17 protein-coding genes are annotated in these 13969 nt (G+C 62.9%); 12 read left to right on the top strand and 5 right to left on the bottom strand.

The annotated features are described in order from the left end of the window. Positions 1-16: 16 nt before the first annotated feature. The 5 genes from QQS14_RS00190 to rsmA form a co-directional block, all read right to left on the bottom strand. Positions 17-466, bottom strand: a complete 450-nt coding sequence (locus tag QQS14_RS00190; RefSeq protein WP_285904861.1) for a GatB/YqeY domain-containing protein — start codon at positions 464-466, stop codon at positions 17-19. A gap of 2 nt (positions 467-468) precedes the next feature. Then, on the bottom strand, positions 469-669 hold the full coding sequence (rpsU, locus tag QQS14_RS00185) for a 30S ribosomal protein S21 (RefSeq protein WP_013514441.1): 201 nt from the start codon (positions 667-669) through the stop codon (positions 469-471). Positions 670-854: 185 nt separating this feature from the next. Then, positions 855-1028, bottom strand: coding sequence for a hypothetical protein (locus QQS14_RS00180; RefSeq protein WP_285905022.1), 174 nt, complete (start codon positions 1026-1028; stop codon positions 855-857). 17 nt (positions 1029-1045) lie between these two features. Continuing rightward, positions 1046-1318 (bottom strand): HU family DNA-binding protein, encoded by a 273-nt coding sequence (locus QQS14_RS00175; RefSeq protein ID WP_155934833.1) that lies wholly within the window; start codon positions 1316-1318, stop codon positions 1046-1048. 258 nt (positions 1319-1576) lie between these two features. Continuing rightward, the gene (rsmA, locus tag QQS14_RS00170) at positions 1577-2371 is read right to left on the bottom strand and encodes a 16S rRNA (adenine(1518)-N(6)/adenine(1519)-N(6))-dimethyltransferase RsmA (RefSeq protein WP_285904860.1); all 795 of its coding nucleotides are present in this window, start codon (positions 2369-2371) and stop codon (positions 1577-1579) included. 119 nt (positions 2372-2490) lie between these two features. Between rsmA and QQS14_RS00165 the strand changes: the two genes are divergently transcribed. From QQS14_RS00165 to QQS14_RS00105, 12 genes are all read left to right on the top strand, one after another. Continuing rightward, entirely contained in the window at positions 2491-3012 is a 522-nt protein-coding gene (locus tag QQS14_RS00165; RefSeq protein WP_285904859.1) for an adenine phosphoribosyltransferase, read from the top strand. 9 nt (positions 3013-3021) lie between these two features. Beyond that, positions 3022-3765, top strand: coding sequence for an S-methyl-5'-thioadenosine phosphorylase (mtnP, locus tag QQS14_RS00160; protein WP_285904858.1), 744 nt, complete (start codon positions 3022-3024; stop codon positions 3763-3765). A 159-nt stretch (positions 3766-3924) separates the two neighbouring features. Beyond that, a complete protein-coding gene (locus QQS14_RS00155) occupies positions 3925-4209 on the top strand; it encodes a PxxKW family cysteine-rich protein (RefSeq protein WP_285904857.1) in 285 nt (94 codons plus the stop codon). Between the two features lie 122 nt (positions 4210-4331). After that, positions 4332-5558: a M20 family metallo-hydrolase gene (locus QQS14_RS00150; protein WP_285904856.1), complete on the top strand. Its 1227-nt coding sequence runs from the start codon at positions 4332-4334 to the stop codon at positions 5556-5558. An 11-nt stretch (positions 5559-5569) separates the two neighbouring features. Beyond that, positions 5570-7453, top strand: coding sequence for a tRNA uridine-5-carboxymethylaminomethyl(34) synthesis enzyme MnmG (mnmG, locus tag QQS14_RS00145; RefSeq protein WP_285904855.1), 1884 nt, complete (start codon positions 5570-5572; stop codon positions 7451-7453). Between the two features lie 134 nt (positions 7454-7587). After that, entirely contained in the window at positions 7588-8406 is an 819-nt protein-coding gene (locus tag QQS14_RS00140) for a hemolysin family protein (protein WP_285904854.1), read from the top strand. A 1-nt stretch (position 8407) separates the two neighbouring features. After that, positions 8408-9919: an apolipoprotein N-acyltransferase gene (gene lnt / locus QQS14_RS00135; protein WP_285904853.1), complete on the top strand. Its 1512-nt coding sequence runs from the start codon at positions 8408-8410 to the stop codon at positions 9917-9919. 8 nt (positions 9920-9927) lie between these two features. Beyond that, positions 9928-11047 (top strand): peptide chain release factor 2 gene (gene prfB, locus QQS14_RS00130; RefSeq protein WP_285904852.1). Its coding sequence is split into 2 segments (ribosomal slippage): positions 9928-10002 and positions 10004-11047, totalling 1119 coding nucleotides; the frame shifts between segments, so codons are not numbered across the junction. Further along, positions 11040-11873, top strand: a complete 834-nt coding sequence (locus tag QQS14_RS00125) for a GGDEF domain-containing protein (RefSeq protein ID WP_285904851.1) — start codon at positions 11040-11042, stop codon at positions 11871-11873. The genes prfB and QQS14_RS00125 overlap by 8 nt, the downstream gene beginning before the upstream one ends. Before the next feature lie 12 nt (positions 11874-11885). After that, a complete protein-coding gene (locus QQS14_RS00120; protein WP_285904850.1) occupies positions 11886-12695 on the top strand; it encodes a MinD/ParA family protein in 810 nt (269 codons plus the stop codon). Between the two features lie 117 nt (positions 12696-12812). Continuing rightward, positions 12813-13106 carry an HU family DNA-binding protein gene (locus QQS14_RS00115; RefSeq protein WP_269203836.1) on the top strand — a complete coding sequence of 98 codons (294 nt, stop codon included), beginning with the start codon at positions 12813-12815 and terminating at the stop codon, positions 13104-13106. Then, entirely contained in the window at positions 13107-13964 is an 858-nt protein-coding gene (locus QQS14_RS00105; RefSeq protein ID WP_420705208.1) for a UshA-like (seleno)protein family 2, read from the top strand. The last annotated feature ends 5 nt before the right edge of the window (positions 13965-13969 follow it).

Raw genomic sequence — 13969 nt, 5'->3', positions numbered from 1 at the left:
CTGTGTGGTTGGAAATTTAGGCGGAAAGCCGGGAGCGGACCAGGGCGCTGGCTTTCTTGCCGTCAACCTGTCCCTTGTGGGTGCCAAGCAGGGCCTGCATGACCCGGCCCATGTCCTGTATGCCGGCGGCACCGACCTCGGCCACGGCCCTGTCGATGGCGGCCGCAAGTTCGTCATCGCCAAGGGGGGTAGGCAGATAGCGCTCCAGTTCGACAAGCTCCTCGGCCTCGACCCTGGCCAGGTCGTCGCGTCCCGCCTTGGTGTACTGGTCGAAGGAGTCCTTGCGCTGCTTGACCTGCCGGGCGATGAGGTCGAGGACGTCGTCGTCCGTGACCTCGGTACCCTTGCCCTCGGCCATGCGCGTTTGTATGGCCGTCTTGAGATGCCTCAAGACGGCCACTTTAACCGTCGCTTTGGCCTTGTAGGCCTCAATGTAGTCCTGGTCCAACTTCTTGAGCAGACTCATGACTACATGCCGCGCACTTTGCGCATTTTCTTGGCAAGCCGCTTTTTGGCGGCGGCCTTCTTTTTCTTTTTCTGAACGCTGGGCTTCTCGTAATGCTGACGCTTCTTCAGTTCGGAAAGAATTCCGGCCTTCTCCACCTGCTTCTTGAAACGACGCAGGGAGATATCGAAGTTGTCGCTATCGTCCAAATAGACTCCGGGCAATGAAAATCACCTCCTCGGTGAACCGCCCGCTCCATGGCAGGCTGGCGAAAATAAGAAAAAATGCATACACCCTGTCATGAGGGATTGCAACCTTAAAAAGCCAAGGCAGCACAATCCCCGCGCAGGGGTAAAGCAAGCAGCCTGCCGGATTGGTTTCCGGCAGGCTGCGTCAAGGACTGTTCCGTCTAGTGCTGAGCCTTCTTGGCGTCACACCAGGACTTGACGATCGTGTAGGTCAGCCCGATGCCGATGACGGCCAGGACGATATACAGGACGCCGAAAAAGACGAAATGATCGGGCATCCACCAAGGGAGATCCTGGGGGAGCGGACTGTGAACGGTTTCACCGTGGATCATCATGAGAGATTTCCTCCAGGTTACTTAATGGCATCCTTGAGGAGCTTGCCGGGACGGAACTTGACCACTTTGGTGGCGGGAATCTTGATTTCCTTGCCAGTGCGGGGGTTGCGACCCACGCGAGCCTTGCGCTCCTCAACCACGAAGGTGCCGAAGCCGGTCAGGGTGAGCTTTCCTTCACTCACCAAGGTGCCTTCAACGCTCTCAAGGAAAGCGTTCAGGGCACGTTCGGCATTCGCTTTGGTCAGATTGGCCTTCTCAGCGATTTTGACAACCAACTCAGCCTTTGTCATCAGTCCTTCCTCCTCACTAAAATTACCTGACTATGGGGTGTGAGCGCGGCGGGCCCAGAGAGCCTCCCGCACTTCGAATCCGTAGCAACTCACTCAATGGGCTTTAAATGAACTTTTCGGCCATGTCCAGTGTGTTGGCCTCAAATTCAGAAAAAAACGAAGCCAGTTGGTGCTTCCGGGGGATTTCGGCTTCTCGAGGCGTCGGATGAACGCCCCTGCCCGCCTGCTGCGGAAAGCCCCGTGCCCCAAGGGATGGCGCTATTTTTCCCTGATCAGGGCCGAGAGTGCGCGAAACTGCCCTGGTGTCAGCGTCTCCGGCCGGGCCGAGGGAGAGATGGATTGTTGATCGAACCATGAGTCGATCTCCAGTGTCCACAATGGCTTGAGGATGGTCGAGAGTTGCTTGCGCCGCATCTGGAAGAGCATCTTGATGAGCCGGGCCAGCGCCTCGGGCGAGGCGGGCCGCTCCCCTGCGGGCCTCGGCGTAAAGGCGACCACGGCCGAGTCCACCTTGGGCCTTGGGCGGAACACCGTGGGCGGCACCTTGAAGAGATAGCGGGTGTCGGCGAAGTTGCGCACCCAGGCGGTCAGGCCTCCGTAGGCCTTGCAGCCCGGCTCGGCGGTCAGGCGCATGGCCACCTCGTGTTGGACCATGAACACGGCGCGCTCCAGGTTTCGCGTTTTTGATACGATGTCCCAGATGAGCTTGGAGGCGACGTTGTACGGCAGATTGCCAATTATCTTGTACGGCCCGGCCACATCGAGGGACTCCCACGGGAAGTCGAGGGCATCGGCCCGGACCACCTCGATGCGCGGGAACAGGTCCGTCAGCCTGTCGGCCAGGGTTTCGTCAAGCTCGATGGCCATGAGCCGTGATGCGGCGGACTCGGACAGCAGCCCGGTCAGCGCGCCCTGGCCCGGACCTATTTCAATGATAGTGTCTCCGGGGCCGGGGGCAATGGCGTCCACGATGCGGCGGCTGACATTGCCGTCGATGAGGAAGTTCTGGCCCAGGCTCTTCTTGGCCCTGTGGCGGAAAGTGTCGTCACGCATGCGTCCCCCTCCAAAGGGTCACAGACACCTAGCCCAAGCGGCCGCGCATGGCAACTCGCATTGACACGGACCGCGAATCGAACGTATGAATCGGCGGTATTTATTCAATGGAGGAAAGCATGAATCTTCGCGATTTCGTCCGGGACATCCCCGACTACCCCAAGGAAGGCATCGTCTTCTTCGATATCACCCCGATCTTGAGCGATCCGCACGCCTTTCGCCACACCGTGGACTGTCTGGCCGAGAGATTCAAGGACTGTGGGGCCACCAAGATAGTGGCCGCCGAGGCGCGGGGTTTCATCTTCGGCGCGCCGCTGGCCTATGCGATGGGCATCGGTTTCGTGCCGGTACGCAAGCCGGGCAAGCTGCCCTACAAGAGCCGCTGCGTCACCTATGACCTCGAATACGGCACCGACACCCTGTGCATGCACGAGGACGCCATCGCCCCGGGCGAAAAGGTCCTCGTCATCGACGACCTGCTGGCCACCGGCGGCACGGCCGAGGGCATGCTCAAGCTGGTCCGCGAGGCGGGCGGCGACATCGTGGGCTGCGGCTTTGTCATCCAGTTGGGCTTTCTGGACGGACCCCGCAAGATGAAGGATTCCGGTCAGGAGCACTGCTTCCTGCTGGAACTGGACTAGGAGCGCGTCATGATAGGCATCATCGGCGGCAGCGGCCTGGACAACCCCGACATCCTGCGCGATGCCCGCGACGTGGAGGTGACGACCCCCTTTGGCAAACCTTCGGCCCCGCTTCACCGGGGAACCATCGCCGGGCGCGATGTGATACTCCTGGCCCGCCACGGTCGGGAGCACACCATTCCCCCCACCTACGTCAACTACCGGGCCAACATCAGCGCCCTCAAGGACGCCGGGTGCGAGTGCGTCATCGCCACCACGGCCTGCGGCTCCCTGCGCCAGGAGATCGGCCGGGGGGATCTGATCATCCTCGACCAGTTCATCGACTTCACCCGGCTGCGCCATGTCTCGTTTCACGAGACCTTCCCCCCCCACGAACCGGTGCACACGGGCATGGCCGAGCCTTTTGACGCCGCGCTGCGCTCACGGCTCATCAAGGCCTGCGAGGGGCTGGGCGTGGTCCATCACAAAGTCGGCACGGTGGTGACCATCGAGGGTGCGCGCTTCTCCACCCGGGCGGAGTCCAACATGTTCCGCATGTGGGGGGCGGACGTCATCAACATGAGCGTCGCGCCAGAATGCATCCTGGCCAACGAGGCGGGCATCCCCTACGCCGCGGTGGCCATGAGCACGGACTACGACTGCTGGAAGACCGACGAACCGCCGGTCTCCTGGGATGACATCATCGAGGTGTTCCGCGGCAATGTGGAAAAGGTCACCTCGGTCCTGACGGAAACCATCGCGTCCATGGACTGATTCCGTGCCCCTCATCCGGGCGCGAAAACGAAAAAGAACGGCAAAAAACTTGACAACACCCGCCCCGGGTGCATATCGAATGCTGCTCTTGCACCAACACTAGATTTTTATGCCACCGGCATATTCCAAGCCGCATCATTATTAGGAGGAAGCCACACCATGGCCAAGAAGACCCCGATTTCCCTGGAAGGTGCCGTCATGACCGACGCCGGTCTGAACTACAAAGGCGTCATCATGGAGCCCGTCATCGAAAAGTGCGAAGGATGTGAGCGCATCGTTCCCTTTGAGAGCAGCAACTACTGCCCCAGCTACGCCAAACCCTCCGCCAAGTGGGCCAAGGGTGCCTGCAACTTCGCCACCCACACCCGCAACGAGGCGGGCAAGGGCGGCAAGGCCAAGGTCAACCCGCTCAAGGCCTCCAAGCGCGCCGCCCGCGGCCGCTAGGCGAGACAGGTATTCGTCAGGGCGGGGCTTGTCCCCGCCCTTTTTTGTTTGTGCCGGTTCCCGGCCAGACCGCCTGCCGGTATTCCGGGCCAGCCGCCCCGCGCGCCGATCACGGAGGAATCATGGACGCCCTCTTCGCAGCCCTCGATGGACAGACCGAGACCGTGTACGATCTCCAGCGCCGCCTGACCGCCATCCCGGCCCTCGGACCCAAGAACGGCGGCGATGGCGAAAAGCAGAAGGCCGAATTCCTCATGGAGTATGTCAAATCCATGGGCATCGGCGATGTCCGCGAGTTCCGCGCCCCGGACGACTCCGTGACCTGCGGCTACCGGCCGAGCGTGGCCGCCGTTATTCCCGGCAAAGACACGTCCCGCACCCTCTGGGTCATTTCCCACACCGACATCGTGCCCCCGGGTGACCTCGCTCTCTGGAAGACCGATCCCTACATCCTCGAGCGCGACGGCGACACCCTCATCGGGCGCGGCGTGGAGGACAACCAGCAGGGCATCGTCTCCTCCCTCATCGCGGCCCGGGTGCTGCTTGATCAGGGTGTGACGCCGGAGATCAACTTCGGCATGCTCTTCGTGGCCGACGAGGAGACAGGCAGCATCAAGGGGCTCGATTATCTGGTGCGCGAGCACACCGACATCTTCTCCCCCAACGACCTGTTCCTGGTGCCCGACTTCGGCGAGCCGGACTCGGGCATGATCGAGGTGGCCGAGAAGTCCATGTTCTGGCTCAAGATCATCATCGAGGGCAGACAGTGCCACGCCTCCACCCCGGGCCAGGGCATCAACACCCTGGTTGCCGCCGCAGACTTCATCCTGCGCATCAGGGAGCTTGAGCGCATCTACGACGCCGAGGACCCCATCTACGATCCGCCCCGCTCCACCTTCCAGCCCACCAAGAAGGAGGCCAACGTGGAGAACGTCAATACCATCCCAGGTCGCGATGTCTTTTATGTGGATTCCCGGGTGCTGCCGATCTACGACCTGGACGACGTGCTCGAGACCATCAAGGAGTTCGGCCGCGAGGTGGAAAATGTTCACGGTGTGACCGTCTCCTACGAGCGGACCATGTACGAACAGGCCGCCCCGGCCACTCCGGTGGACAGCGAGATCGTCCAGCGGACCCTGGCCAGCGTGGTCAAGGTGTACGGCTCCACGCCGCGCCTGGTGGGCGTGGGCGGCGGCACCGTGGCAGCCTTTCTGCGCCGCCGGGGCTTCAACGCCGTGGTCTGGGCCACCCTGAACCACAACGCGCATCAGCCCAACGAGTGGTCCTCCATCAAGAACACCATCGGCGATGCAAAAGTCATCGTGGACATGCTCCTCGCCAGGGAGTGAGCGCGGAGCGCATGCAGCGAAAAGAGCCGTTTCCGGACAATTTCGACATGGTGGTCGTGGGCGCGGGCCACGCCGGATGCGAGGCGGCCATGGCTGCCTCGCGCCTTGGCCTGTCCACCCTGCTTTTGACCATCAACCTCGACCGTATCGGGCATCTCTCCTGCAATCCGGCCATCGGCGGACTGGCCAAGGGGCACATGGTCAAGGAGATCGACGCCCTGGGGGGCATGATGGGCTTGTGGGCCGACGCCGCAGGCATCCAGTTCCGCATCCTCAATACCCGCAAGGGCCCGGCCGTGCGCTCCACCCGGGCCCAGATCGACCGCGCCGAGTACATGCGCGTGGTCCAACGCTCAATCTTCGGCCAGGACAGGCTCTGGGTCTTCCAGGACACGGCCGATGCCGTGCTGGTGGAAAACGGCCGGGCCTGCGGCGTGCGCACCCACCTTGGCGAGACCATCCGCTCCCGGGCCGTGCTCCTGACCACCGGCACCTTCCTGCGCGGCCTCATTCACGTTGGGCTCGAACATTTCAGCGGCGGCCGCATGGGCGACCCGGCGTCCGGCCCGCTCTCGGACAACCTGCGCGCCATCGGCCTTGAGCTGGGCCGCCTGAAGACAGGGACCACCCCGAGGCTGCTCCGGGCATCCGTGGATTTCGACCGCATGGAGATCCAGCCGGGCGATGACCCTCCACAGCCCTTCAGCTTCCGCAATACCAGCGTGCCGCTGCCTCAGATTCCGTGTCACCTGACCTATACCAACCCCGAGGCCCACGAGGCCATCCGTTCCGGCTTCGACCGCTCGCCCATGTTCACCGGGGTCATCGAGGGCACGGGCGCACGCTACTGCCCATCCATCGAGGACAAGGTGGCCCGATTCCCGGACAAGGATCGCCACCAGATATTTATCGAGCCCGAGGGACTGGACCATCCCGAAGTGTACCCCAGCGGCATCCCCACCAGCCTGCCGTTCGATATCCAGAAGCGGATGATCGCGGCCATAGCCGGGCTGGAAAAGGCGCAGATCGTGCGCCCCGGCTACGCCATCGAGTACGACTACGCGCCCCCCACCCAGCTCGACCCCACCCTGGAGACCAAGCTCCTGCCCGGTCTCTATCTGGCCGGGCAGATCAACGGCACCTCGGGCTACGAGGAAGCCGCCGCCCAAGGGCTGTGGGCCGCCCTCAACGTGGTCTGCCGGGCTACAGGGCGCGCACCGTTCCTGCTGCGGCGCGATCAGGCCTACATGGCCGTGCTGGTGGATGATCTGGTGACTCGGGGCACCCTGGAGCCGTATCGCATGTTCACCTCCCGGGCCGAGCATCGGCTGCTGCTGCGCGAGGGCAACGCGGATGAGCGCCTCACCCCGACGGGCCGCGAGATCGGACTGGTGGACGACAATCACTGGCGGCTTTTCACCGCAAAGCGGGACAGGCTGCGCAGCGTGCTCGACGCCCTGCGGACCATCCGGGTGCGGCCCGACGCGACCAATCGCGGGATCATGGAGCGCATCGGCGCGGCCGTGCCGGGCAAGGCCGTGGAACTGGCCGCCCTGCTTCGCCAGCCCCAGGTGGACATCCGAAGCCTGACCCCCTTTCACCCGGAGCTGGCCAACATGGAAGACGATGTCCTGACCGAGGCCGAGACGCGCATCCGCTACGAGGGATACCTGGTCAGGCAGGAGGAACTGGTGGCCCGCTCCAGGCTGCTTGAGGACGTGGCCCTGCCCGTTGACATGGACTACGCCGCCGTGGCCGGGCTGACCCGCGAGGTGGTGGAAAAACTGACCGCCATCCGGCCACTGACCCTCGGACAGGCTGGACGCATCTCCGGCGTCACCCCGGCGGCCCTGGCCTGTCTCGAAATCGCCCTGAAAAAACGCGGCCTCCTGTAACGCGACTTGCTCCCGCAAGTATTGACAGGGAGCACCGGGCAGACTAATTCTGATTGTGCAATCATTCCCGCATGCAGGACTTCATCCTGCCGCAGGGAGACCGTAACCGAAACTTATTTCTAAGGAGTCTGGTCTTGGACGAAGGGTCTGACAGTCGAATATCCAACCTTTTCAAAAAAATTTTCGGCTCCAACGGGCAACAGCTCGAAGAGCACATCCTCGATGCCAAAGCCGAAGGCGAGCTGGAGAGCGATGAAGTCTCCATGCTCTTGAACATTCTGGATTTCGACGAGAAATCTGTCTCTGAAATCATGGTCCCGCGCACAGACATGGCCTGTGCCGACGCGACCAGCACTGTCAGCGACATCGCCGACATCATCATCAATCAGGGCGCGCACTCCCGGATACCCATCTACAAGGACACCCGGGACCACATCCTCGGCGTCGTGCATGCCAAGGACCTGCTCAAGCCGCTGCTCAAGGGGCGCGGCGACATGCCCGTAACCAGCCTGATGCGCGCGCCTTTCTTCATCCCCGAGGAAATGCGCCTGGATCAGGTACTGGCCACCTTCAAGCACGAGAAGCTGCACATGGCCATCGTCCAGGACGAATACGGCGGCACCTCGGGCATGGTCACCATGGAGGACGTGCTGGAGGAGATCGTGGGCGAAATCTCCGACGAGTACGACCAGGAGCGGCCCGACGAGGTGCTGGAGATCGAGCCCGGCGTGTTCGTGGTCTCAGGCCGCGCCCTGCTCGACGAGGTCAGCGAAAAATGTGCCCTGCCCCTTGAAAGCATGGAGGTGGACTCCATCGGCGGATTCATCGCGGCCATGGCCGGACGCATCCCGCACGAGGGCGAGATATTCACATTTGACAGCAGGAAGTTCACCATCATCAGGTCAGACGACAGGCAGATCTGGTCCATCCGCATAGAGCCCGCGGAAGGCTGACGTGCCCACCCTCGTCCTGCTAGCCACCCTGGGGGCCTGGCTCGGCTTTGCCAATCCCCTGTTGCACCTGCCCCTGGCGGCCCTGGCCTTTCCGCTGGGGCTCGCCTGGATAGGCCTGCGCGCCACCTCGGGCCGCCGCGCCTTCCGCACCGGCTGGCTGGCCGGAACCCTGGCCGCCACGGGCTGCTTCTACTGGATGGTCATCCCCGTTCAGCTCTACGGTGGCCTGCCCTGGTATGTGGCCCTACCCTGTCCCGCGCTGCTGGCTGCGGTCATCGCCATATATTACGGGCTCTTCTCCCTGGCCATGCACCACGCTGGACGGTTCGTGACCGGCGTTCCCCTGTGCCTGCTGGCCGGGCTTTCCTGGGCATCTATGGAAATGCTCACGGGCGTGGTCCTGTCTGGGTTTCCCTGGATGAACCTCGCCGCAGCCTTCGCGCCCTGGCCCTTTGCCGTGCAGGGGGCGGCCGTCATCGGCGCCTACGGCCTCTCCGGCCTGCTGGCCGCCCTGGCCGTGGCCTGGCTGTTGTACTCCACCTATCGCTCCGCCCTGATCCTGGCCGTGGCCCTGACCCTCGGGCTGACCGGCTTCGGCCTGCACCGGGTGTCCACCCACGAAACCGGGCCAGCCGAATTCACAGTCTCCATGGTCCAGGGCAATGTGGACCAAAGCCACAAGTGGGAACCCGACCTGCAACGGGAGACCATCGAAAAATACGCAGACCTGACCCTGCGTGCCATCCGCGACCACGCGCCCACGCTGGTGGTCTGGCCCGAGACGGCCGCGCCCTTCTATCTCCAGGAGCCCGGCCCCCTGAGCGACGCGGTGCGCTCCCTGGCCCGCGACACGCGCACCCCCATCATCACCGGCTCGCCCGCCTACCGCGTCACCGACATGGAGCGCGGCACCTATGTGCTCTACAACCGGGCCTGGCTGGTGGACGACGCGGGCCGCATACTCAGCTCCTACGACAAGGAGCACCTCGTGCCCTTCGGGGAATACATGCCCCTGGAGGAATGGGTGCCCTTCGAGAAGCTGGTCCAGGCCGTGGGCGACTTTGTACCGGGAACAGGAAATCGTCCCCTGATGGTGGACACCGTTGCCCTGGGGGTGCTCATCTGTTATGAAGGCATCTTCCCGGAGCTTGCCCAGAAACAGGTGGCGAGGGGAGCCACGGCGCTCCTCAACCTGAGCAACGACGCATGGTTCGGCGACACATCGGCCCCCAGGCAGCACCTGAACCTGACCGTGCTCAGGGCCGTGGAGCAGGGCCGCTGGCTGGTCCGCTGCACCAACACCGGCATCTCCGCCTTCATCGACCCGGTGGGGCGCATCGCGGCCAGGGGAGCCCAGTTCGAGGCCGAGACCCTGAGCCACGCCATCGCGCCGATGAAGGGGACCACCCTCTTCCACAAGGCATACCCCTGGATCGGCCCGGGCATCCATGCGCTGACCATGCTCGGCTTTGTCCTGGTCGGCCTGCGTGCGAGAAAACAAAGGAAAGGATAACGCGACTCATGCTTGAATACCATGAACTCAAGACCGTCTCCGCAGGGCTCATCGACAAGTTCGAGACGCTTTGGGGGCGGCTTTGACTATGCCCAGACCAAATCCCGCCTCGACGACATAGAAAGGCAGCTCTCCCTGCCCGGTGCCTGGGACAAGCCCGGCACCCTGACCCCCCTGCTGCGCGAAAAAACCCAGCTCGCCGACAAGCTCGCCCTGTACGACAGCCTCGTCCAGGCCAGGGCCGACATGGAAGAGTGGATCGAACTGGCCAATGAGTCGCGCGAGGAAGAGGCCCTGAGCGGCCTCGACGCCCAGATCGACGTGTTCGAGGAGCGGCTGGTGACCATCGAGATGGCCACCATGTTCGCCTTCGAGCATGACAAGAACAACGCCATCCTGGAAATCCACCCCGGTGCTGGCGGAGTCGAGTCCCAGGACTGGGCCGAGATGCTGCTACGGATGTACAATCGCTATGCCGAGCGCAAGGGGTTCCAGGTCACCCAGCTCGATTACCAGCCGGGCGAGGAAGCGGGCGTCAAGAGCGTGACCCTTCAGGTGGAAGGGCTCTACGCCTACGGCCTGCTCAAGGGCGAAACCGGCGTTCACCGCCTCATCAGGATATCGCCCTTTGACTCCTCGGGCAGGCGGCACACCTCGTTCGCCTCGGTGGATGTCTACCCGGACCTGGACGATGACATCGAGATCGAGGTGCGCGACGAGGACCTGCGCATCGATATCTTCCGCTCCAGCGGCCCGGGTGGCCAGAGCGTCAACAAGACCAGTTCGGCCGTACGCATCACCCACATTCCCACCGGCATCGTGGCCCAGTGCCAGAACGAGAAATCCCAGCACCGCAACAAGGCCACGGCCCTGCGGCTGGTCAAGGCCCGGCTCTACGAGCAGGAACTCAAGAAAATCGAGGAGAGCCGCAGGCAGGACTATCAGGCCAAGGGTGCCATCGCCTGGGGCAGCCAGATCCGCACCTACACCCTCCAGCCCTATCGGCTGGTCAAGGACCACCGGTCCAACAGCGAGACCGGCAACGTGGACGCCTTTCTGGACGGCGATCTCGACGCCATGATCAGGAATCACCTTCTCTTTGTCCACTCCCAGGGAAAGCATGACTAACATACCCGAAGAGGCGATCATCGCCGAACTGGCAGAACTTCAGGCCGAACTGCGCTGCGCCCAGAATCCCGATGGAAACCCGTCGGACGCGGTGTGGGTGTTCCGCCTCATCGAGGGACTGACCCATGACCAGTGGCAGGCCCTGGCCGACAAGCACCACCTGCGCCAATGGCTCACCCTGCCCCTTGACGGCGACTCCTTTCCCCACCTGAAGTGGTTCCAGGCGACACTGGAACGACTGGCCCACCAGACCGAGCACGACCCCCTCACGGGGCTGGCCAACCGCCGTGCCTTCGACCGGGTAATGGACAGCGAGATGGAGCGCACCAAACGCGCCCGCACCCCTCTCTCCCTGGCCATTTTCGACCTCGATGACTTCAAGCGCATCAACGACACTTACGGCCATCAGGCTGGCGACGAAGTCCTGATCACCTTTGCCGACAGACTCAAGCAGACCACGCGCCGCTACGACCTCGCCGCGCGCTTCGGGGGCGAGGAGTTCGCCCTGGTCATGGCCGGTTCGGGCGTGGTCAAGGCCCAGCGGCTGCTGGAGCGGCTGCTGGCCGAGTTCCGGGCCGTGCCCTTTTGCGATCCCGCCGGAGGCCCCCCCTTCCACGTCACCTGCTCCGTGGGCCTGACCTGCTTCAAGGGAGCCGTGGACATGGAGCCTGCGGAGCTGGTGCGTCTGGCGGACGAGGCACTCTACGAGGCCAAAAACGCGGGCAAGGATCAGGTCAGGGTCTCCAGACTCCCCTTTGCCGACAACGTCCCAAGCGACACGCTGGTCCACGCAAACGAAAAGCAATTCCTGTTCGGCGGGAAATAACGGAGACAGGACATGAACCGCAACAACACGCTGAGTCTTTCCGTCATGAGCGGCAAGGGTGGTGTCGGCAAGACCAACATCATCCTCAATCTCGGCTATGCCCTGAACATGGAGCGCATGAAGGTCATGCTCATGGACTGCGACCTGGGGCTGGCCAACCTCGACGTGCTGCTCGGCATCTCGCCCGAGCGCAACCTGCACGACCTGCTCCAAAGCGGCGTGGACACCGAGGACGTGCTGGTCTGCATCGAGGAGGGGTTCGACATGCTGCCCGCCACCAGCGGCATTCCCGAATTGGTGGAAATGGACGAGGATCTCCAGGACATCCTGTTCCGCAAGCTGATCAATCTGGCCGGAGAATACGACTATCTCATGCTTGATCTGGGCGCGGGCATCAGCAATACGGTGCTCTCCTTCGCCACCCTGCCCCAGCTGCGCATCGTGGTGGTCACGCCCGAGCCCACGTCGCTGACCGACAGCTACGCCATGATCAAGGTCCTGGCCACTCAACGCGGCATCAAGGATTTCCTGGTCATCGTCAACCAAGCCACCTCATCGGCCGAGGCTGCCCAGACCTTCGAGAGACTGGCTGCTGCCTGCCGGAATTTCCTCGGCATCGAACTGCGCAACCTCGGCTTCATCCATCAGGACCGGACCCTGGTCGAGGCGGTTCGGCGGCAGACACCGCTCATGAAATTCGCCCCGAACTCCCCGGCAGGCAAAGATATTTCTGCTATTGCCAAGAAGATCATGCGCTACCGCGAGGACAATCGTGAGCGCATCTCGGGCCGCCCCATCCTCAAGGACTTTCCATCGTTGTGACAAATGAAATAAGGGGTTGACGAAAAGAGTCATTTTTTGGCATAGTTAGTTGGGATTATCCAGGAGAATGAGTTTTTGATTCCGTCCGGGCCGAATTGTCGGCCCAAGGCAAACCCAATGTTTCAGGGGGAAACCATGAACAAGAGCGAATTGATCAAGGCTCTTTCCGAACAGAAGAAAATGCATGTGGACGACGCCACCAAGGTGGTCGGCGCCTTCGTCGATTCGATCAAGGAAGCGCTCTTGCGAGGCGACCGGGTCGAGATCAGGGGCTTTGGCAGCTTCAAGATCAAGGACTACGAAGGATACACCGGGCGCAATCCCAAGACCGGCAGCGTGGTGCAGGTCCGCTCCAAGAAACTGCCCTTCTTCCGTCCTGGCAAGGAGCTGAAGGAATACATCAACAACTAGATGCGGCGATTTTTCCTCTGCCTGCTGCTGTTGGCCGGGCTGCTTCAGGGCACCGCCGCGCAGGCGCAACCCGTTTTGACCATATTCTACACGGCCAACACCTACGGCACGGTGCGGCCATGTCCATCCTGAGGCGGGCGAACCCTGGGAGGCGTGGCCCGGCGGGCTACATATTTTTTTGACCTGCAATCAACGGAATCGCCCAGGCTCCTGGTCGCGGGCGGATGGGAATTCATGAACCCCGACGGCTCCATGCCCGATCCCCGCATTGTCGAGCGGCTTATCACGGCCTTTGGCATGATGCCCTACGACATCGGGCTGATCGGCCGCTTCGAGGCGGAAAATCTGGCCCGCATGGGCCTTGAGTCCGAGCCCTTCAGGCAGACAGCCGAGGCCGCACCCTACATCGTGCTTGAGACTACGGCCGGAGACAGGATCGGATTCCTTCGCCTCCCTTCCCTGCCCATGGGCAAGGACATCCCGTCCAAGGACATGATAGAGGCCATATCCCGCAAAATCGAGCGCGAGCGCGAATCGGTGCGCCTGCTGGTGGCCCTGTCCGACTGGGGCTGGATTGGCGAGCGGGAATATCTGGCCCAACGGCCGCGGTTCGTGCCGGACATCCTGCTCGGGAGCGGGCGCGGATCGGGCGTGAACGGCCGCATCGAGGCAAAGGGGCGCTGCGTCTGGGTTCGTCCCTATGACAAGGGACAGACCGTGAGCGAGGTGCGCGTCCTCGCATGGCCTGATCGCTCGGGCGATTTCCGGTGGACGGAGCCGGGCAGCATCGTTCCCGTGACCGTGGGGCTTGGCGATGATTATTTCGACAATCCGGAAGTGGGCGCAGTGCTTCAGTAGCCGCG

Source organism: Pseudodesulfovibrio pelocollis (genome assembly GCF_030282845.1).
Classification (GTDB): domain Bacteria; phylum Desulfobacterota; class Desulfovibrionia; order Desulfovibrionales; family Desulfovibrionaceae; genus Pseudodesulfovibrio; species Pseudodesulfovibrio pelocollis.
Note: the sequence above shows the minus strand (reverse complement) of the source record. Positions and strands in the feature narration are given on the sequence as shown.

Bases quoted from the DNA above. Each gene is read 5' to 3' on its own strand.
- QQS14_RS00190 (WP_285904861.1), bottom strand. From the start codon at position 466: ATGAGTCTGCTCAAGAAGTTGGACCAGGACTACATTGAGGCCTACAAG.
- QQS14_RS00180 (WP_285905022.1), bottom strand. From the start codon at position 1,028: ATGATGATCCACGGTGAAACCGTTCACAGTCCGCTCCCCCAGGATCTC.
- QQS14_RS00175 (WP_155934833.1), bottom strand. From the start codon at position 1,318: ATGACAAAGGCTGAGTTGGTTGTCAAAATCGCTGAGAAGGCCAATCTG.
- rsmA (WP_285904860.1), bottom strand. From the start codon at position 2,371: ATGCGTGACGACACTTTCCGCCACAGGGCCAAGAAGAGCCTGGGCCAG.
- QQS14_RS00165 (WP_285904859.1), top strand. From the start codon at position 2,491: ATGAATCTTCGCGATTTCGTCCGGGACATCCCCGACTACCCCAAGGAA.
- mtnP (WP_285904858.1), top strand. From the start codon at position 3,022: ATGATAGGCATCATCGGCGGCAGCGGCCTGGACAACCCCGACATCCTG.
- QQS14_RS00155 (WP_285904857.1), top strand. From the start codon at position 3,925: ATGGCCAAGAAGACCCCGATTTCCCTGGAAGGTGCCGTCATGACCGAC.
- QQS14_RS00150 (WP_285904856.1), top strand. From the start codon at position 4,332: ATGGACGCCCTCTTCGCAGCCCTCGATGGACAGACCGAGACCGTGTAC.
- mnmG (WP_285904855.1), top strand. From the start codon at position 5,570: ATGCAGCGAAAAGAGCCGTTTCCGGACAATTTCGACATGGTGGTCGTG.
- QQS14_RS00125 (WP_285904851.1), top strand. From the start codon at position 11,040: ATGACTAACATACCCGAAGAGGCGATCATCGCCGAACTGGCAGAACTT.
- QQS14_RS00120 (WP_285904850.1), top strand. From the start codon at position 11,886: ATGAACCGCAACAACACGCTGAGTCTTTCCGTCATGAGCGGCAAGGGT.
- QQS14_RS00115 (WP_269203836.1), top strand. From the start codon at position 12,813: ATGTTTCAGGGGGAAACCATGAACAAGAGCGAATTGATCAAGGCTCTT.